This is a genomic window from Paraburkholderia fungorum (genome assembly GCF_003610895.1).
Taxonomy (GTDB): Bacteria; Pseudomonadota; Gammaproteobacteria; order Burkholderiales; family Burkholderiaceae; genus Paraburkholderia; species Paraburkholderia fungorum_B.
Genome location: NZ_MCAS01000004.1, coordinates 118,113 through 137,816, shown reverse-complemented (window position 1 = coordinate 137,816; position 19,704 = coordinate 118,113). Strand labels below are relative to the sequence as shown.

Genomic DNA, 19,704 nt, shown 5'->3' with positions numbered 1-19,704 from the left:
GTGCTGAAGGCCTTGTGCCGGGGGCACCGACGCCACCCCGCGCGCCGAAAGCTGTCCCGCAGAAATACAAAGCACAAAATCTTCGTTCGCCCGCCGGGGTGTCGTCACTAGACTGCGTTGCAACTTGTCATAACAAGTACGGACACCCCCTCAATACCATGCAGAAATCCGATCCGGCCAACGTACTGCCGCTCTCCGCTCCGCCGCTCTACGAGCAGATCAAGACGGCGTTGCGCTCGCGCATTCTCAACGGCACCTATCCGGCTCATTCCCAGATGCCGTCTGAAAACGACCTCTGCACGATGTTCAACGTCAGCCGCATTACCGTGCGCCAGGCGCTCGGCGATCTGCAGAAGGAAGGGCTCGTTTTCAAGCTTCACGGCAAGGGCACCTTCGTCTCCAGGCCGAAAGCGTTCCAGAACGTCAGTGCGCTGCAGGGTTTCGCCGAAGCGATGTCGTCGATGGGATATGAGATCGTCAACCAGCTCAAACATATCCGCTTCATCCCGGCCACCGCGCACATCGCGAGCCGGCTTCAACTGCCTGAAGGCACGAAGGTGGCCGAAATCCATCGGGTGCGCCTGCTCAATCGCGAACCCGTGTCGCTCGAAATCACGTGGGTTCCGGAAGCATTGGGCAAACGCCTCGCCAGCGCGGACTTGGTCACGCGCGACATCTTCCTGATTCTCGAGAACGACTGCGCCGTGCCGCTCGGCCACGCCGACGTTTCGATCGACGCGATTCTCGCCGACGATGAAATCGTCGAAGCCCTGAACGTGGAAGAAGGCAGCCCGGTGTTGCGCATCGAACGTCTTACGCATAGCGCGGACGGCACGCCGATCGACTACGAATACCTCTATTTCCGCGGCGACGCGTTCCAGTACCGCTTTCGCATCGACCGTCAGAAAGATAAGAAGACCTCAAGAAAGACCCCAAGGAAGACGAAATGAATACGCACGTGATCGAGTACGACCTGGTGGTCGTGGGTGGCGGCACGGCGGGTCCGATGGCCGCCGTGAAGGCAAAGGAACAGAATCCGAACCTGAAGGTGTTGTTGCTGGAAAAGGCCAACGTCAAACGCAGCGGTGCGATTTCGATGGGCATGGACGGTCTGAATAACGCCATCATCCCTGGCCATGCCACACCGGAGCAGTACACCAAGGAAATCACCATCGCCAATGACGGCATCGTCGATCAGGCAGCCGTCTATGCCTACGCCCGGCACAGTTTCAAGACCATCGAAGAGCTCGACCGCTGGGGTGTGAAGTTCGAGAAAGACGGCACGGGCGACTACGCGGTAAAGAAAGTGCATCACATGGGCTCCTATGTCCTGCCGATGCCGGAAGGTCACGACATCAAGAAAGTGCTCTACCGGCAGCTCAAACGCGCGCGCATTGCGATCACCAATCGCATCGTCGTCACGCGCGTTCTGACCGATGCGCAAGGGCGCGCCTGCGGTGTGCTGGGTTTCGATTGCCGCACGGCGGATTTCTACGTGGTGCGCGCCAAAGCGGTGGTCCTGTGCTGCGGAGCCGCGGGCCGGCTCGGCCTGCCCGCCTCGGGATATCTGATGGGCACCTACGAGAATCCCACCAATGCCGGCGACGGCTACGCGATGGCCTATCACGCGGGCGCGGCGCTGGCGAACCTCGAGTGCTTCCAGATCAACCCGCTGATCAAGGACTACAACGGCCCCGCCTGCGCCTACGTAACCGGGCCGCTTGGCGGCTTCACCGCGAACGGCAAGGGCGAACGCTTCATCGAATGCGATTACTGGAGCGGCCAGATGATGTGGGAGTTCTATCAGGAACTCGAAAGCGGCAACGGACCCGTGTTTCTGAAGCTCGACCATCTCGCCGAGGAAACCATCCAGACCATCGAGCAGATTCTGCACACGAATGAACGCCCGAGCCGCGGACGGTTTCATGCGGGACGCGGTACCGATTACCGCCAGCAGATGATCGAAATGCACATCTCCGAGATCGGCTTTTGCAGTGGTCACAGCGCGTCGGGCGTCTACGTGAACGAGCGCGCGGAAACCTCGGTTGCGGGTCTCTATGCGGCCGGGGACATGGCCGCCGTGCCGCACAACTACATGCTCGGCGCGTTTACTTACGGATGGTTCGCGGGGCAGAACGCGGCGCAATACGTCGATGGCCGCGAGCACGCGGCGCTCGATAGCGCACAGGTGGAAGCGGAGCGGTTGCGGATCTATGCCCCGCTCGAACGGGAGACGGGACTCGCACCGGCGCAAGTCGAATACAAGCTGCGCCGCATGGTGAACGATTATCTTCAGCCTCCGAAAGTCACGCGCAAGATGGAAATCGGCCTGCAGCGCTTCGCCGAAATCGCCGCCGACATCGATCAGATCAAGGCCGACAATCCGCACGAACTGATGCGCGCCGCGGAAGTGCGCGCGATCCGCGACTGCGCGGAAATGGCGGCGCACGCATCGCTGTATCGCACGGAGAGCCGTTGGGGGTTGTACCACCATCGCGTCGATTATCCGCAGCGCAACGACGCGGAGTGGTTTTGCCACACGCATCTGAAGAAAGATGCTGCAGGCCGCATGGTCAGCGAAAAACGCGCAGTGGAACCGTATGTGGTGCCGCTCGACAACCACGAAAGTCAGGCCTATCAGAACCTGCGGATCGGCGAGCCCGCGCTTGCCGACGCTTGAGGAACCACCATGTCTACGACACCGCACAACATTTTCCAACGCAGTGCCGCGCCCGTCACGATCGACGAGGACAAATGCATCGCCGACAAAGGCTGCACGGTCTGCGTGGATGTCTGCCCGCTCGATCTGCTGGCGATCGACCTGAGCAAAGGCAACGCCTACATGAAGTTCGACGAATGCTGGTACTGCATGCCGTGCGAGAAAGATTGCCCGACCGATGCGGTCAGGGTCGACATTCCTTATCTGCTGCGCTAGCAGCACATCATTCAGACCAGAACCTTGTTTCCCTATCAACCGGGGCTTAACTCATGACACTCCGTCAATTGCTTGCCGCGACGCTCCTTGCGAGCGGCCTGTTTTCACTCACGGCGGGCGCGGCGCGCGCCGAGACGATCCGAGTCGCGATCGGCACGCAGGATACGACGATCAATTGCGCGACCGGCGGCCTGCTGATCCGCGAGCTGAATCTGCTCGACAAATATCTGCCGCACGACGGCAAGTACAAGGACGTCAAATACGACGTGCAATGGAAAGATTTCACGTCCGGCGCGCCGATGACCAACGAAATGGTGGCGGGCAAACTCGACTTCGGATCGATGGCGGATTTTCCCGGGTCGTTGAATGGCGCGGCCTTCCAGAAGGCCGGCAAGAAGAGCGTGTTCATCACAGTGCTCTCGGGCAGTATCGACGGCAGCGGCAATGGCATCGTCGTGCCGGTCGATTCCCCCATCCGCTCGATCGCCGACCTGAAAGGCAAGACGATCTCGGTGCCATTCGCTTCGACGTCGCACGGTATGCTGTTGCGGGCCATCAAGGCGCAAGGCTGGAATCCCGACACCGACGTCAACATCATCACGCAATCGCCCGAGGTGGCAGGCAGCGCATTGAAGGCGCACAAGATCGATGCACACGCCGACTTCGTGCCGTTTGCCGAACTCTTCCCCTTCCGCGGCTTCGCGCGCAAGATCTACGACGGTGCGCAGGCCCACGCGCCGACCTTCCACGGCACGCTCGTCGACGCCGACTATGCGAAGCGCTATCCGGAAGTTGTGGTCGCCTATCTGCGCGCGGTGATCGAAGCAAATCAGCTGTTTGCGCAAGACCCCGAGAGATACAGCCTGTTGATCCAGAAGGTGACCGGTATCGACGCCGAGGTCAATTATCTGTTCCACGGGCCGCTCGGTCTGCAGACACGCGATCTGACGTGGAAGCCTGAATACCGGCAGGCAACCGCCACGGCCATCGACACACTCAAGCTGCTGAAGAAGACCGACGTCGATCTGGACGTCAACACATTCATCGACGATCGCTATATCCGCGAAGCGTTCCGGCAATCCGGACTGAACTACGACGCGGCGCTCAAGAACTACGCGAAGCAACCGCTCATTGCCAATGACGCGCAAACGGGCAAACGCATCGCCGATTTCCACAGCGTGACACAGGTCTGGCTCAACGGCGAAGACAAGGTGCGCAACTATGCATCGACGCAGGAGGCCTTCGCCGCCCTCAACACGCTCGAGCAAGGCGGCAAGAAAGCGCGCGTGGTCTACGTACAGGATCGTTCGAGCGGACTGAAGCTGTTCGCCAACCAGGCGTGGTACGTGAAGGACGCGAGAGGCAACATCGACGCCTTCCTGCTGAAAGACAGCGCCGATCGCTACGCGAAACAGGTGAACGGCAATGTCGTGGATTTCGCCGCCGCGAAGACCGATGCGACCCAGGCGGTCGCGGCGCGCTAAGGGCTCATCCAGCGGCGTTTATCAATCACGAGGGTCCTCGATGTCAGCCATTCTCGAAGTCACGGAAAATGCGAGCATCCGGCGTGCCGCTGCTATCCGGCGCACCTGGAATCCAGCACGTCTCACACGTGCGCTGATCAGATTCACATCGATTCTGGCGTGTGTCGGCATCTGGCAGGTGCTCGCCGGGCATCACGTCTCGTTCGGTGTCTTGACGTTCGCCAACGTGCCCGCGCCTAGCGACGTGGTGCCCGCGGCCTGGGCGCTGTTCCACTCGCCCAAACTGCCGATGCACCTGCTGTCCAGCGTCATGCGCGTGCTGGCGGGTTTTGTCGCGGCGAGCGCCGTGGGCATCGGGCTGGGACTTGCCATCGGGCGTTATCGGGCATTCGAGGACGCTGTGCTGCCCCCGCTCGAAGTATTGCGGCCGATTCCCGCAGTTGCGTGGATCCCGCTTGCCATTCTGATGTTTCCTTCAGCGGAGATGAGCATGATGTTCATCACCTTCATCGGCGCGCTGTTTCCGATTCTGCTCAATACGATCCACGGCGTGGAAGGCGTCGATCCGCGGCTCGTCGCCACCGCCCGTTCGCTCGGCACACGCGGTGGTGCGTTGTTCAGCGAAGTGATCCTGCCGGGCGCGGCGCCCGCCATCGTCACTGGCTTATCGATCGGGATGGGAACCGCATGGTTCTGTCTCGTCACCGCCGAGATGATCGCGGGGCAGTACGGGATCGGCTATTTCACATGGGAGTCGTACACGCTGCAGAACTATGCGGACATCGTCGTCGGCATGCTGCTGATCGGCGCGTTGGGCATGGGCAGCAGTGTGCTGGTGCGGCGCGCCGGGTTGGCGTTGATACCGTGGTACCGGATGGAGGCAACGCAGCGATGAGCACCGAATTGCAAGCGAAACCGTCTGGCCGCATCGACGTGCGCGCGCTGAGTGTCGACGTCGGCGTGCGCGAACAACGTTTCACCGCGCTCGATCAGCTGGATTTCAGCGTCGAGCCGGGTGAATTCGTCTGTGTGCTGGGTCCCTCGGGATGCGGAAAATCCACGCTGCTGGCGGCGCTCGCCGGACACGTGGCAGCCAGCGCGGGCGAGATTGCCGTCGACGGCGAACGGGTCGTGCGGCCGCATCCGGAACGCGGCCTCGTGTTTCAGCAGCATACGCTTTTTCCCTGGAAGCGCGTGATCGACAACGTCGCGTTCGGCCTGAAGATGAAAGGCCTCGCCGGCGACGAGCGGCGCCGGCAAGCCGGCGAACTGCTCGATCTGGTCGGGCTGAGCGGCTTCGGCACACGCTATCCGGCACAGTTGTCAGGCGGCATGCAACAACGCGTGGAAATCGCCCGTGCGCTGATCAACCGGCCACGCGTTCTGCTGATGGACGAACCGTTCGGCGCACTCGACGCGCAAACCCGGCGCATGATGCAAACGCTGCTGCTCGACATATGGACGCAAATCCGCACGACGGTGCTGTTCGTCACGCACGATATCGACGAGGCGTTGTTTCTCGCCGATCGCATCCTCGTGCTGTCGCAACGGCCCGCGCGCATCGTCGCCGATCTGCGCGTCGATCTGGAGCGTCCACGCGACGACGAGACCACCACCGACGCGCAGTTCATCGCGATCAAGCGCCACTGCCTCGCACTGCTACGCGAAGCGGCCGCCTAACGCGCCTCGCGGGCCTGAGCGGGGTATTGCCCCCTCTGTTGAACGCCCCCGTTTCAATCCAGACACTATTCAATTCATGACCGATATTTCGCTTCCGCTCACGTTCGACCCCGATTCCCTCGATCCGGAAGCCGCCGAAATCTTGCCGCGCCTGGCGTCCACAGATGCCGCGGTGCGCCGCATCGCCCTGCTCGCGCTCGCCGATCTCGAAGACGAAACCGTGCTCGGACCGATGGTCGCCGCCTTGCGTACCGACACATCATCGGAGGTACGCGCTCAGGCCGCCGAGGTGCTCGGTGCGTGGGAGCGCGCCGACGCGGTTCAAGCGCTCTGCGAAGCGCTGGCGGATCGTGCGGAAGAGGTGCGCGACGCAGCGGCGCAGAGTCTGTCGAATCTGAAGAATCCCGAATCGGGACCGCTGCTCGCCCCCTTCACGACACATCGCGATCCATTCGTGCGCCAGGCTGCGCTGCGCGGTCTGCGCGAATTACGCTACGCAGGCGCCCTGGAACCCGCGCTCGCCGCGCTGAGTGCGAGCGAAGAGCTGGTGCGGCTCGAAGCGGTGAGCGTGCTCGGCTGGTTGAAGAGCGAGCGTGCCCTCGGGCCCCTCACCGCAATCGCCGCACATGATCCGAACGCCGCCGTACGGCGCGCGGCAATCGGGTCGTTGGGCATCGGTGCGGCCGCAACGGAGGACACCGTCGCCGCCTTGCTGAGCGCACTACGCGATGCCGCGTGGCAGGTCCGTGAAGAAGCGGCAGCCACGCTCGGCAAACTGCGCGTGCAGAGCGCACGCGATGCGCTGGTCGCGGCGCTTGACGACGACTACTGGCAAGTCCGTTTGCAGGCTGTCCGCGCATTGGGCAAACTCCGCGACGCAACCGCGAGCACCGCACTCGCCGCACTGCTCACTCACGCAATCAGCAACTTGCGCAAGGAAGCGGCCTTGTCGCTTGGCGAACTGGGCGACGTGGCGTCACTGCCGGCCTTGCACGCCGCCGCGGCCGACCCCGATCCGGAAGTACGCAAAGCGGCCCGAATCGCCCTGACGCAAATTGAAAAGGCGCAATGATGAACGCGCCCGACCATATAACGATTCACGCGGCGAGTGGACGATTGTCCCTGACATGGAATAGCGGACAGACGCAGTGGATCGACAACGCGACGCTGAGGGAAAGGTGCCCCTGCTCCACCTGCCGCCGCCTGACGCATGCAGGTCACGCTGCGCGGATCGAGCCGCATGTCGCGATCGTCGAGATGCAGCCAATGGGATATGGCGTGCAGATCGCATTCAGCGACGGACACGCGCAGGGGATTTATCCGTGGGACTATCTGGCGGGTATTGCCTGAGTGCGGGCGTGAAAAAAAGCGGCGGCCGTGAAAGGCCGCCGCTTTTCATTAGCGCCGCGAAGACAGCCGACGCACCACCGACACCAGCGCGTCGACTTCATCGCAGGTGTTGTAGAACGCAAGCGACGGCCTCACCGTGGCTTCGACGCCGAAGCGCCGCAAGATCGGCTGCGCGCAATGATGGCCCGAGCGCACCGCAATGCCCTCTTCGTTCAACGCCTGGCCGACTTCCTCGGTCTCGTAACCCTTCAATACGAAGGACAACACACTGGCCTTGTCGCGCGCCGTGCCGATCAGGCGAACGCCCGGCACGGGTTGCAGCACGCTCGTCGCATAGGCCAGCAGATCGTGCTCATAACGCGCGATATTCTCGATCCCCACGCGCTGAACGTAATCGATCGCCGCACCGAGACCCACTGCATCGGCGATATTGCCCGTGCCCGCTTCGAAGCGATTCGGCGGAGGCTGGAACACGGTGCGCTCGAAGGTGACGTCCGCGATCATGTTGCCGCCACCCTGCCACGGCGGCATGTCCTCGAGAATCGCGCGCTTGCCGTAGACCACGCCGATGCCGGTCGGGCCGAATACCTTGTGCCCCGAGAACACGAAGAAATCGGCGTCGAGCGCCTGCACGTCCACGCGCATGTGCGATACCGACTGCGCACCGTCGACCAAGGCCTTCGCCCCGGCCCGATGCGCCAGCTCGACGATCTCCTTGACCGGCACCACCGTGCCCAGCGCGTTCGATACCTGCGTGACCGACACGATCTTCGTACGGTCATTGAGAAGCCGCCGGTATTCGTCGAGCAGGACCTGGCCGCTGTCGTCGACCGGAATCACGCGCAGCTTCGCACCGGTCTGGGCGGCAAGCTGCTGCCACGGCACGATGTTGGCGTGATGCTCCAGATGCGAAACGATGATCTCGTCGCCCTCGCCCACGTGCTTCACGCCCCACGTCTTCGCGATCAGGTTGATCGCCTCGGTGGTGCCGCGCACGAAGATGATTTCTTCAGGCGAGGCCGCGCCGATAAAACGCTGCACCTTGCTGCGTGCGGCTTCGTATGCATCGGTGGCACGGCCGGCCAGCGCATGAGCAGCCCGATGGATGTTCGAGTTTTCATGCGCGTAGAAATACGCAAGCCGATCGATCACCGCCTGCGGTTTGTGCGTGGTCGCGGCATTGTCGAACCACACCAGCTGACGGCCATTCACGCGCTCCTGCAGAATCGGAAAGTCGCGGCGAATCGCATTCACATCGAATGGCGGGTGAGCCGACAGCCCCGCATGCGGCACGCCGCCCTTCTCTCCTGGCGTCTGGCGAGGCAAGTGTGAGCCCTCATTCAGATTCAGGAAATAATGCGAGCCGCCGCTGTGCTGCGCGGGCGTCGTGGCCGACGTCGCCGACCTCGCTGGTGAGGCCGCCAGACCGTCGTACGGAAAGCGCTGCTCCGCCAGCGGCTCGTCGACACCAGGCAGGCCGAACGATTGCGCCTTCACTTCATGCCAGCCAGGCACGACGATATCCGGTGACGCGACGCTCGAGGTTTCAGCTTGTCCCGATTCGCCCAGGAAATAAAAAGGCGATGCGGACCCCGCTGATACTGGTGACACTGGTGACGCACCGCCCGCGGACGGACGCTGCGCACCGTGTCCCTCGGGCACGCCCAGCGCCGCCCCGCCAAAGCGCGGATCGAGTGCCGGCGCCACGCTCACCGCGCTATCCGGCAAGCCGTTCTGCGCAACGGCATGCGGCGCCAGCGCGGGCGCACGATTGCCGAGCGACAGCACATGGGTGGGCGCCGAAGGCAACAGGTTGCCGCCAGGCAGATGCCCCTGCGGCAACGCGGCGCCAGGCACGCCTGTGCCCGTGCCGCCCGGACCCGCGAGCGGCGAACCGGCCGGGGCCGGATTGCTGACTTCACTGGTCACGGGCGCCGTGAGCGGCAGCGTGGCCGCCACGCCGGGCGCACCGCCTACCTGCGGCGCGTTGCCCGGCAGCGCCGAGAAGAACGCGTTGGCCAGCGACGCCAACGTCGCCGGATCAGGCAAACCCGCGGGCGGACCCGTCGGCACGTCGTGCGGCAGAACGCTATCCATGGGCTTACTTGTAGGTGTCTGGGTAGTCATGGTACTTGCCGATCTCCACGTCATCGAGAACCGCCAGCGCGTCCGGCGAATGCACCGCGAGCGAGCAATAGAGCGAGATCAGATACGAAGCGATCGCATGATTGTTGATGCCCATGAAGCGGACCGACAGACCCGGCCCCTGTTCGCCGGCCACGCCCGGCTGGAACAGGCCGACCACACCCTGGCGCTTGTCGCCTACGCGCAGCAGCAGAATCTTGGTCTTGCCATCGGCAACCGGCACTTTGTCCGACGGAATCAGCGGAATGCCGCGCCAGGTCAGAAACTGCGAACCGAACAGGCTGACGGTCGGCGGCGGCACGCCGCGGCGCGTGCATTCACGGCCGAACGCGGCGATGGCGAGCGGATGCGTCAGGAAAAACGCCGGCTCTTTCCATACCCTGGTCAGCAGTTCGTCGAGATCGTCGGGCGTCGGCGCGCCGGTCAGCGGAAACACGCGCTGCTCTTCCGCGACGTTGGCAAGCAGGCCGTAGTCAGGGTTGTTGATCAGCTGGCTTTCCTGCAACTCCTTGATCGTTTCGATCGTGAGCCGCAGTTGTTCCTTGATCTGATCGTGCGGACTGCTATACAGATCCGAGATCCGCGTGTGCACGTCGAGCACCGTGCTGACCGCATTCAGGAAGTATTCGCGCGGTTGCTCCTCGTAGGGTACGAAGGTGCGCGGCAGAATGCTCTCGTCTTCACGCGCGGTGCAGGCCGCCTTGACGGCTTCCGGGTTCTTCACCTGGTTGAGGCGATAGATGCCTGCCTCGACCGGCAGCCATTGCAGCAGATGGGTGAGCCAGCGGGGCGTAATCGTCGCCAGTTGCGGAACGGTTTTGGTGGCATTGGCTAGTTGCCGTGCTGCGGTATCGCCGAGCGCCGTCAGGCCGCCCACTGTTGCTGTCATCTGTTGCTCCGGGTTTGATAGAAGAAAAACGGGAAAGCTTATGAACGAAAGTGATTATCGGAAGCCGCCCCCAGCCGTTCAACATGCTATAGACGGCAACGAGGCGGTCTAACGGGCAGAGGCCGGATCGACGAGCGCGGAATGCGGGCGCGCGGCCAGGTTCGCGCCATCGGATGAATGGCCGAGCAGGCGCTCGACCGGCACGTTGAACGCGCGGGCCAGCTTGTCGAGCGTGACAATCGACGCAATAGCAGAACCGCGTTCGATCTCGCCGACATAAGAGCGATTGAGCCCGGCGTGCTCGGCCAGTTGCTCCTGCGACCAGCCGGACGCCTCGCGAAAGCGCCGCACCGCGGCGCCGAAGTCCCTGACGAGCACACTCATCGCGCGGCTCCGGCAGCCACTGGCTCGACATCCGCGTGATCGCGCGGCGTGCGCTCGCGAACCGCGGCGGCGCCGGTGCCCTCGTTGCGCGATACGGCCTGCGTCACGTGCGTGCCCGGCGCGACATCCTGCGTGAGCCATACGTTGCCGCCGATCACCGAACCCTGCCCGAGCGTGACGCGGCCAAGAATCGTGGCGCCCGCGTAAATGACGACGTCGTCTTCGACGATCGGATGACGGGCATGGCCCTTTTCCAGATGACCTTGCGCGTCGCGCGGAAAGCGTTTCGCACCCAGCGTGACCGCCTGATAGACCCGCACGCGTTCGCCGATGATGGCCGTTTCGCCGATCACCACGCCCGTGCCATGATCGATGAAGAATCCCGCGCCGATCCGCGCGCCCGGATGAATGTCGATGCCGGTCTGCGCATGCGCGAGTTCGGCGATGATGCGCGCGAGCAGCGGCAGCCCGAGCCCATAGAGCTCATGCGCGAGCCGATGGTGGATCATCGCCAGCACGCCCGGATAGCACAGCAGGACTTCATCCACGCTGCCTGCCGCCGGGTCGCCGTGAAACGCCGCCAGTACGTCGCTATCGAGCAGGCTGCGAATCGCCGGCAGGCGCGCCGCGAAAGCACGTACCGCGACGCCGGCCTGTGCCTCGATCGTGGCGCCAGGCGGCGGCTGGTGACGGCTGCGGTAGTGCAGCTCCAGACGCGCCTGACTCAGCAAGGCATGCAGCGCGGCGTCGAGCGCGTGCCCGACATAGAAGTTTTCGCTTTCCTGACGCAGATCGGCCGGACCGAGCCGCATCGGAAAAAGCACGCCCTTGAGCGTCTCGATGATCTCCGAGAGCGCTTCGCGCCCCGGCAATTCACGCCCGCCCGGCTCCAGCGAGCGCTTCTGCACTTCGCGCCACTGCTGGCGGACCGTCTGAAGCGCGTGGACAATTTCATCGACATCAAACACAGCCACAGCGGTTACTCCCCGTAAAGTGCAGCGTGAACGATCAGGTCTTCAGTCCTGAATCCACGGCAGCCCATGAAAGCGCCAACCATTGCTGGCGCCGCGCCGTTGCGCGCCGTCCAGCTCCCCTTCGAAACCTTCCAGAACATTGAATACCTGCGTGAAGCCGGCTTTCGCCGCGGCTTCGGCGGCCAGCGCCGAGCGGTTGCCGCTGCGGCACAGCAGCAGCACGAGCGCGTCCTTGCCGGTTTTGGCTTCCAGTTCACGCACAAAGCGCGGATTGCGCGTCAGGCTCGTGCCGGTCGCCCACGCGACATGCACGCTGTCCGGCACGAGTCCGACGAATTTGCGTTCTTCAGCGGTGCGCACGTCCACCAGCACGGCGTCGCCGGCCTGGACGAGCGCCCACGCATCCTGCGGCGACAGGCCGCCGGCATAGGGCAAACCGGCTTCGGCGGCCTTCGAACGGGCGGCCTCGAGCAGTGCGAGGGTGGGTCGTTCTGCGAGTTCAAGCGTCATGATGTCTCCGTCGATATCGCGCGAATCAGTACGCGCGGGTCTAAGCCATCTGCGAATGCAACCGCCTATAGCCATCAGAAGACACTATGAAAGAGAGTCAGCCGAAGCCGAACCAATTAATTGTGATTTCTAAAGAAGCATCGGTTCGGTCGCTCCTGCTTGGAACCACCCTGCACCGGCCGCCCGTGGCGGCCCCGCCGCGCGAGCGGCGGGTTGCCGATTAGTCCCGTGGGATCTCGAGCGGCACGACAAACATGCCCGCCGTGTATTCCATATGGAAATAGCCGCAGCGCGCGTAAGCCGCAATGCGCTCGAGCTGTTCGGGCGATGGAGACGTGTAGGTCGCGGCAGCCGTCTTGTCTGACGATTGTTCAGACAAGACAGGCGCGCGTTTTGACAATTGCTTCTGCAGGCTTCGCACAGGATGCCGCAGTCCGCCCCAGATAAGCGTCGCTGAAAGTGTGGTCATGCGACCTCCGTCGATTCATTGCGATATGAATGAATCTAGCGACCTGGATACGGAATCGCAAACAAGCTTTTGTGGATTGGTTTTCGGAGAAAGAGCCTATAGCCCCATGGATTCCATGGGCCGTACGACGGTGGCTGGCCGTATCAGTCGCCGCGTCGGCGCGCGGCGTACGTTTCGTCAGTGTCAATCGTCACTACGCCGCGCCTTTTGTGCTGGCGCGGCCAGGACTAGAACAGCGTGCGGATCCCCACACGCACCGCGGTCGACGACTGACCCGTGCCGACATACACGCCATTGGTAAACACCGGTGCCGCGCCGCCGCCGAGGAAAACCGGCGCCGCGCCACCCGACGCGCGCAGATAGGTCGCGCTCGTATAGACATCGGTGCGTTTCGACAGCGCGTAGTCGAGCAGCAGCGTGCCGTTCTGCCACTTCTGCGAGCCGAGCTTGCTGTACCAGTAGCCGCCCATCAGCGTCGTGGCGGGAGTCAACTGGAATACTTCGTTGATTTCATAGGTCGGCATCGAACCGTTGTCGTTACGGATACGGAAGTGCGTGTCCGTAAACAGCAGCCGCGTCAGGCTGCGGCCGAAGCGATAGCTGCCGCCCACCCCGAAGCTGCTGACGCTGCTGGCCAGCACGGGCGCGCCGGGCAGATCGGGGAAGAACGTGGTGCCGGCCTGGCTCGGTCCATTCAGGCCAAGATCGTGCGTATCGGTGTACGCGGCGCCGAGGTTCAACGGTCCATTCGAATAGCGCAATCCGAACGCGATCACGCGCCCCGTTCCCGCTGATACGGATTGCGAAGGAAATGCATACAGCGCGCCCGCTTGCAATCCAAGGTAATTCGGCGACGTGTACTTGATTGCGTTATTGATGTGCAACGTACCCGCAAGGTGATCGAAGTCACCTGGATGCCACGAGTACTGACCGGCGACCTGCCCCATCGCAAACTGCGTGAGATTGTCCCAGAAGAAATCGTACTGCTTGCCGAGCGTGAACCTGCCGTAAGTCTGATTCTCGACACCCAACCACGCCTGGCGGCTGAACAGCACGCCCGATTGCACCATCGTGCCCGAGTAGAGATTGAAGCCGTTCTCGAGATCGAAGACGACCCGCGTGCCGCCGCCGATATCCTCCACACCGCGCAGGCCCCAACGGTTCGACTGGATCGAACCGTCGTTGGCGACGAAATTCGAATGGCCGTTCACGTTGCTGAAATAGGTAATACCCGCATCGATAATGCCGTATAAAGTCACGCTGCTTTGTGCATGGGCCATCTGGCTGCTCAAAGCCAGTACTGCAGTTGCGCTTAAGCTCAAGGCAAACTTCTTCATTGCTCGTCTCCAATGTTTTATTTTTAAAAGGCAAAGCGTCGCCCTCCCCCGCAAAAAGGGACATCGGTTCCTGTGTGGAACTGCCCGGCGGGCCGCCGGGGCACTGCTGGGATTCGGGTCCCGCTGCTAGCCGCTAACCGTTGAACCGGTATAAGGTCGAATCGGTACGAAAGCGGATCTCGCCGCTCAGGCTGTTGCTGACCACCAGATATCGCTGAGCGCCTTCGACAAAGCTGGCGACATCGGTTGCGCCGGAACTCGCGAAGTCGCCCACCAGTTCGAAACATCCATCCCGCCAGTGGAAAATCTCCGATTGCGGCATGACGACGGGCGCTTTAGGCGTTCCGGTGATAAAGCAGGCGCGCACCAGATAGCGTCCCGCCTTGCCGTCGATCAGACACAGCTCGCGCCCGCCCGGTCCGCCCAGCACCTGCATCTCGACGAACTGCGCACCATCGAATCGATAGAGCGTGGTGTGTTTGAGCAGATTCGCGTGCACCATCCAGAGCGCACCATCGGTTTCAAAAAAGCGGAACGCACGGCCGCCGTTTTCGCTGAAGGTTTGCAGCGGCACAAACGTCTCGCCGTTCCAGCGACTCACGGACGAGCCGCTGACGTGATCCGCATACGCGAGATAGTGCTCGCCACCGAACGACACGAACGCGAAGTTGTAGCCCCACTGACCATTGAAGTTCTGAAACGGCACGAAGCGCTCGCCATTCCACTCGAACAGACAGGATTCGCGTGGATGTTTCGGCTCGACACCGTCGACCACCACGCCTTGCGACAAACCGAGGAAATGACGCGAGTCGAACGAAAAGGCGGTCCACTGCTTCGCCGCGAAAACCGGGAAGCTTTGCATCGGCACCCATGCGCCGGCAACGCGTTCGTACACGACTGCATCGGTATCGAGATCGTACGGCCCCTTGCCGCTTCGAATGCCGGCCGTCGCAAGAAAGCGCCGACCGTCGATCTCAAAGTACTCGAGGTCCTCGCCGCCAGGTAGCGGCAGTGTTTCATACTCGATAAAACGGCCGTCCTGCCAGCGGTAGACAGGTGCTTCGATGTCGCTGTCGCCGCCGTTCATATAAGGCGGCTCACCCGGCACGTCGCGCGCGAGTTGCGGCACGCCGAGAAAGGTGCCCTCATCCGTCGTAAACACTTCCACCGCGCGCGCACCGCTGGTCGGCAGTTGCTGCAGCACCGTGAGCAGACCCGCGCCCAATTCAGTTTTTGCCATGACTGGCTTCTCCCAACTCCGAACCCGTGATCGCAAAAGACGCAGCCGGCGTGGCCGCTCCGCCCTCCTTCTCTCGCGGCCGCAGCACATTGGCAAGACAAAGGCCGAGCGCCGCGCCCACCGCGAGAATCGCGGCCAGCATGAAGAGCGTTTCGAATGCCAGATGCTGCGACAGCAGCATGCCGCCGACCACCGGCCCGACGATCGAACCGATGCGTCCGATCGCGAGCGTCCAACCCACACCGGCCGCCCGCACATTGGAAGGGAACAGATAGCTGGCAATCGCCGGAAACGTCAATTGCCCGCCGACCAGAAACGCGCCGACCGCAAACAGCATCGCCAGCGCAATATTCCCCGCGCCGATGATCTGCCCCAAGGCCACGGTCAACACCGCGCCGCCCACAAAGGAAATGGCCACTGGCATAAACGGCCCACGTTTGCCCACCAGCGTCGAGATCACCAGCGCGCCGCCGATGGCCCCCAGATTGAGCAACACCGAACCGAGCGCGGCACGGCCCGGTTCGACACCGTTCATGTTGAGAATGGTCGGCATGAAGCTGACCAGGAAGCCCGACAGGATCATGCTCGACAACACGCTGACCCACAGCGCCAGCGTCGCCGGAAGCCGGCCGCCGGTAAACATGCTGCCGACCACACTCAGACCGCGTGCCGCCGCGTGCTGCCGTGCCGCTGCCCGTTCGGCGCGACTGACGGTTTGCGCCGGAATGACGAGCAACACCGGAATCAGCGCGAGCAAAGCGAACGTGCCGCCCATCAGGAATACGAACGGCCAGCCGAAACGCACCATCAAGGCCGCGGTGATCGCGCCGCCCACTACCGCGCCGAGCGGAAAACCGATGAACATCAGAATCACCAGCGAGGACCGGCGTTGCGGCGAACTGCTCTCAGCGGTGATCGCCGCCACTGGCGGAATGGCGCCGCCCATGCCGAGTCCGCCGATAAACCGCAGCGTGGCCAGCATGGCCGCGGAGGTGGCGAACGCACAGCCGAGCGTGAAAATGCCGGTGACGGCGAGCGCGAGCAGCAGCATCGGCCGTCGTCCGAAACGATCCGCCAGCGGCCCGACGATCAGCGAACCCAGCACCGTGCCGATAAAGCCCGCGCCAAACACACGGCCGAGCGTTGCGTGATCGATCTGCAACGACTTCGCCAGCAAGGGCGCGACGAACGACAACATCAGCGTGTCGAAGCCATCGATCATCGACACCGCGAAGCACACCAGCGTGATGCGCAGCACGTTGCTGACCGGTGGACCCGCCGACGGTTCTAGTGCGAGTGGATTCATGAAGCCTGTCTCCTTCATCAAGGGCGTTTTGTTATGACCCGCGCGGGCGCCCATGCGCGCGGGTGTCGTTCGGGCGGCCGTCGTTATGACTATGCGGCGCCCGGGAAAATCACATTCGTAAAACCTGGAATCTCGACCTTTTGCGGCTGATTGCCGTTGCGGTACAGCTGATCGACGATGTAATCCGCCACGCAATTGGACAGCAGTTGCGTCGGATCTTCCATGATGCGGCGCAGGCGCGCGGTGGTCGCAGCGCGGTCGTCGATCGAGGTGATGGGCGGCATGCCGCCGGGCGGCGCCGGATCGAAGTGATACGGATTCTGCGCAGGAAACAGAGCGCGCGCGACGTCGATACTGGCACGCGTGTTGAGCCACAAATCCCGGTACGTGCGCTCCAGTTCCTTCATGCCCGCAGCGTCCGGCAACTCGGCGACCGAGAACGACGGCGCATGCGGCGCGATAAACACGCGCTCGGGCAGCAGCACGCGATCCGACGCGCACCACACCAGGTAGCACATGTTGTTCGACGCCCAGGTCACGCCGGCAGTCGGGCGGCCCGAGCGGCCGCTGACCAGCACCATCAAGCGGTTCCAGTCGAGCGCCTGCGCGCGCAACCAGTTGCCGATGCGATAGACGATGTCGAGAAACGCGAGTCCGAAAGTCGCGAACATCACGTCGTTCATCGGTACGGGAAACGCGCTCGTGGACGGCGCGGCGAAGTACTCGTCGTTCAGGCGTTCGAAGCTCAGCAGCGCATGATCTTTCTCGATCCGGTCGAGCAGACCGATCGTCACGCCACAGGTGTAGTCGACGAGATCGGCGATCTTCTGCTCATGGCCCGCGAAACTATCGACCGCGACGTGGTCGCGCCACAGCGCCAGCGAGTTCGCTTCGCGGGTTTGCTGCGCGTGGCTGCGCAGGTTCGACGCGTCACGTTGCCATGCCGCGTCGTGCGGCGCGATTTCGCGCATCCGCGCAAGATAAGCCAGCGCCAGCGGCAAATGCGATACCGCCGTCAACTCGATGAAACCGCGCGTGGATTTGCGAAAGCTCTCGATGGTCGGCGCACGCCCCGCGCCGGGAAACAGCACGATATCGCTGCCGGTCGACACCAGCAGCGGATCGTCCGCCTGCTGCTGCGCCATCTGCTGCGTCAGGTGCGCGCCAATGCTCTGCGGGTCCGACGTGAACGCGCGAAAGAGACCGGCAAACGCTGCGTTGGGTTGGTAGGACATAGTGGGTGTGTACCGCCTCGGTAATCGCTCAGTAGTCGTTCAGTGCGCGCTCAGTAGTCGAACAGGCGCGCGGGATTGTCGGACAGGATCATCTTGTGCACCGCCGGATCGATAGTCCATGCACCGAGCAGATTCAGCAACTCGCCGGTGTCGCGCGTCGAATCGGGAATGTGCGGCCAGTCCGAACCCCAGATCACCTTGTGCGGCGCGGCCTTGATGATCGCTTCGGCCATGGGCGCTACCGCTTCATAGCCGCGATGTTTGGCGATCCGGTACGGCGCGCTGAGTTTAAGCCAGCAGTGGCCGTCTTTCAGCAAGCTGAGCAGGCGGTCGAAGTCCGCTTGCGTGAGCCCGTCTTCTTCGAGCATGTAGCCCATGTGGTCGATGACGAAATCGGTCTGTACGTCGGCGAGAAACGGAATCAGATTGCGCACCACCCAGCCCGGCGCATAGAACTGCACGTGCCAGCCGAGGCTCGCGCACAGGCGGGCCATACGCGTGATGTACTGCTGGATTTCAGCAGTCGGCAGTCCGGAACGCGCAAACAGATCGAGCCGCACCGCGCGAACACCAGACCGGTTGAAACTGTCGAGCGTCGCCGCGCCTGTGTTCTCGTCGATCATCACGACACCGCGCGCGATCGAACCCGCCACGTGCAGCGCGTCGATCAGGCAACGGTTGTCCGTACCGTAGAAACTCGGCTGCACGATCACGAAACGCTTCAGTTGCAGCACGCTCATCATCTGCAGATAGTGCGAAAGCTTGCCGTCCGGCAGCGTGTAGTGCGGATGCTCGACCTTGGGATATTTGTCTTCGGAGCCGAACACGTGCATGTGCGCGTCGCATGCGAGCGCCGGCATCGTGAACGACGGCCGCGACAACGTTTCGTAGTCACGCATCGGCGTGGAAATCAGCGGGGTTTCTGCCATGATCTGAAAGTAAGAGTTCGAATTAAAGTTGACGTGCCTGCGCCACGCGCTCGCGCAGCGCCGCCAGATAAACATCGCTGTCGATGCCGGCAAAGACGAAAGGCGCGGCGCCTTCGCGGCGCAATTCATTGAGCGCCTCGCACTCCGGCATGCCGCCCACGATCACCACCTTGCCGTGCCGTTGCGCGGCCGCGATGACTTTGCGGCATGCCGCCACGACTTCGGGATGTGCCGATTCGCCGGTGTGGCCCAGGTCGGCGGAGAGATCGTTGCAGCCGAGCGCCAGCACGTCGACGCCTTCGATCGCGGCGATCGCATCCGCCGCCTCGACGCCCGCGCGGCTTTCGATCAGCACCTTAAGAACGGTCGCTTCATTCAGACGCCGGTTGAGTTCGCGGGCGGGCAATTTCTCGAAGTTGACGTAGGGCAGCGTCGCCAGTTGCGAACGCTGGCCGAGCGGCGGAAAGCGCGTGGCGATCACGGCATCGCGCGCCTGCTCGGCGGTCTCGACGCGCGGCACGATGATGCCGAGCGCGCCACCGTCCAGCACGCGGTTGATCGTGCCGTAATCGCGCTCCGGCACGCGCACCCACGGCATCAAGCCGAGGTCGACCGCGCACGAGCACAGTTGCGACACGGTATCGACCGGCAGCGAGCTATGTTCCATGTCCACCCAGATCGTGTCGTAGCCGGCCGCCTTGGCCCAGCGGACCGCGTCCGTCGTGCGCGAGGCGCGAATTCCCAGCGCAATGATCTTGTGCCGCCCGCGCAGGCGTTCGACCAGTTCCGCACCGTTCATGCTGTCTCCGTCGTTGTGTAGGTGGAAGACAGTATCGC

General features: G+C 63.0%; 20 protein-coding genes. 8 read left to right on the top strand and 12 right to left on the bottom strand.

Annotated elements, in window-relative coordinates:
• The first annotated feature begins 158 nt into the window (after positions 1-158).
• The 8 genes from BCY88_RS05745 (at position 159) to BCY88_RS05710 (ending at position 7,449) form a co-directional block, all read left to right on the top strand.
• Positions 159-950, top strand: coding sequence for a GntR family transcriptional regulator (locus tag BCY88_RS05745; RefSeq protein WP_120343340.1), 792 nt, complete (start codon positions 159-161; stop codon positions 948-950).
• Positions 947-2,680, top strand: coding sequence for a fumarate reductase/succinate dehydrogenase flavoprotein subunit (locus tag BCY88_RS05740; protein WP_120343339.1), 1,734 nt, complete (start codon positions 947-949; stop codon positions 2,678-2,680). Before BCY88_RS05745 ends, BCY88_RS05740 begins: the two co-directional genes overlap by 4 nt.
• A gap of 9 nt (positions 2,681-2,689) precedes the next feature.
• Positions 2,690-2,935 carry a 4Fe-4S dicluster domain-containing protein gene (locus tag BCY88_RS05735; protein WP_120343338.1) on the top strand — a complete coding sequence of 82 codons (246 nt, stop codon included), beginning with the start codon at positions 2,690-2,692 and terminating at the stop codon, positions 2,933-2,935.
• A 53-nt stretch (positions 2,936-2,988) separates the two neighbouring features.
• On the top strand, positions 2,989-4,419 hold the full coding sequence (locus BCY88_RS05730; protein WP_120343337.1) for an ABC transporter substrate-binding protein: 1,431 nt from the start codon (positions 2,989-2,991) through the stop codon (positions 4,417-4,419).
• Between the two features lie 40 nt (positions 4,420-4,459).
• Positions 4,460-5,314 (top strand): ABC transporter permease, encoded by an 855-nt coding sequence (locus tag BCY88_RS05725; RefSeq protein WP_120343336.1) that lies wholly within the window; start codon positions 4,460-4,462, stop codon positions 5,312-5,314.
• Positions 5,311-6,099, top strand: a complete 789-nt coding sequence (locus tag BCY88_RS05720) for an ABC transporter ATP-binding protein (RefSeq protein ID WP_120343335.1) — start codon at positions 5,311-5,313, stop codon at positions 6,097-6,099. The genes BCY88_RS05725 and BCY88_RS05720 overlap by 4 nt, the downstream gene beginning before the upstream one ends.
• Positions 6,100-6,175: 76 nt before the next feature.
• Entirely contained in the window at positions 6,176-7,171 is a 996-nt protein-coding gene (locus BCY88_RS05715) for a HEAT repeat domain-containing protein (protein ID WP_120343334.1), read from the top strand.
• Positions 7,168-7,449 carry a DUF971 domain-containing protein gene (locus tag BCY88_RS05710; protein ID WP_259461254.1) on the top strand — a complete coding sequence of 94 codons (282 nt, stop codon included), beginning with the start codon at positions 7,168-7,170 and terminating at the stop codon, positions 7,447-7,449. Before BCY88_RS05715 ends, BCY88_RS05710 begins: the two co-directional genes overlap by 4 nt.
• Positions 7,450-7,497: 48 nt before the next feature.
• On the opposite strand, the gene BCY88_RS05705 is transcribed toward BCY88_RS05710, so the two are convergent.
• The 12 genes from BCY88_RS05705 to BCY88_RS05650 form a co-directional block, all read right to left on the bottom strand.
• Entirely contained in the window at positions 7,498-9,576 is a 2,079-nt protein-coding gene (locus tag BCY88_RS05705) for a family 2A encapsulin nanocompartment cargo protein cysteine desulfurase (protein WP_120343333.1), read from the bottom strand.
• Entirely contained in the window at positions 9,551-10,483 is a 933-nt protein-coding gene (locus BCY88_RS05700; RefSeq protein WP_025495879.1) for a family 2A encapsulin nanocompartment shell protein, read from the bottom strand. The genes BCY88_RS05705 and BCY88_RS05700 overlap by 26 nt, the downstream gene beginning before the upstream one ends.
• A 108-nt stretch (positions 10,484-10,591) precedes the next feature.
• Positions 10,592-10,867 (bottom strand): helix-turn-helix domain-containing protein, encoded by a 276-nt coding sequence (locus BCY88_RS05695; RefSeq protein WP_120343332.1) that lies wholly within the window; start codon positions 10,865-10,867, stop codon positions 10,592-10,594.
• Positions 10,864-11,841, bottom strand: coding sequence for a serine O-acetyltransferase EpsC (gene epsC / locus BCY88_RS05690; RefSeq protein ID WP_120343331.1), 978 nt, complete (start codon positions 11,839-11,841; stop codon positions 10,864-10,866). The genes BCY88_RS05695 and epsC overlap by 4 nt, the downstream gene beginning before the upstream one ends.
• Before the next feature lie 42 nt (positions 11,842-11,883).
• Positions 11,884-12,351 (bottom strand): rhodanese-like domain-containing protein, encoded by a 468-nt coding sequence (locus tag BCY88_RS05685; protein WP_120343330.1) that lies wholly within the window; start codon positions 12,349-12,351, stop codon positions 11,884-11,886.
• A gap of 220 nt (positions 12,352-12,571) precedes the next feature.
• Positions 12,572-12,820, bottom strand: a complete 249-nt coding sequence (locus tag BCY88_RS05680; protein WP_120343329.1) for a hypothetical protein — start codon at positions 12,818-12,820, stop codon at positions 12,572-12,574.
• Between the two features lie 227 nt (positions 12,821-13,047).
• Positions 13,048-14,157: a porin gene (locus BCY88_RS05675; protein ID WP_120343328.1), complete on the bottom strand. Its 1,110-nt coding sequence runs from the start codon at positions 14,155-14,157 to the stop codon at positions 13,048-13,050.
• A 133-nt stretch (positions 14,158-14,290) separates the two neighbouring features.
• Positions 14,291-15,397 (bottom strand): hypothetical protein, encoded by a 1,107-nt coding sequence (locus tag BCY88_RS05670; RefSeq protein ID WP_183081293.1) that lies wholly within the window; start codon positions 15,395-15,397, stop codon positions 14,291-14,293.
• Positions 15,384-16,703, bottom strand: coding sequence for an MFS transporter (locus tag BCY88_RS05665; protein ID WP_183081292.1), 1,320 nt, complete (start codon positions 16,701-16,703; stop codon positions 15,384-15,386). Before BCY88_RS05665 ends, BCY88_RS05670 begins: the two co-directional genes overlap by 14 nt.
• An 89-nt stretch (positions 16,704-16,792) precedes the next feature.
• Positions 16,793-17,938: a DUF5624 domain-containing protein gene (locus BCY88_RS05660; RefSeq protein WP_120343325.1), complete on the bottom strand. Its 1,146-nt coding sequence runs from the start codon at positions 17,936-17,938 to the stop codon at positions 16,793-16,795.
• Between the two features lie 50 nt (positions 17,939-17,988).
• Complete coding sequence (locus tag BCY88_RS05655) at positions 17,989-18,867, bottom strand: amidohydrolase family protein (protein ID WP_120343324.1); 879 nt, start codon at positions 18,865-18,867, stop codon at positions 17,989-17,991.
• A 22-nt stretch (positions 18,868-18,889) separates the two neighbouring features.
• The gene (locus BCY88_RS05650) at positions 18,890-19,666 is read right to left on the bottom strand and encodes an HpcH/HpaI aldolase family protein (protein ID WP_120343323.1); all 777 of its coding nucleotides are present in this window, start codon (positions 19,664-19,666) and stop codon (positions 18,890-18,892) included.
• Positions 19,667-19,704 lie beyond the last annotated feature (38 nt).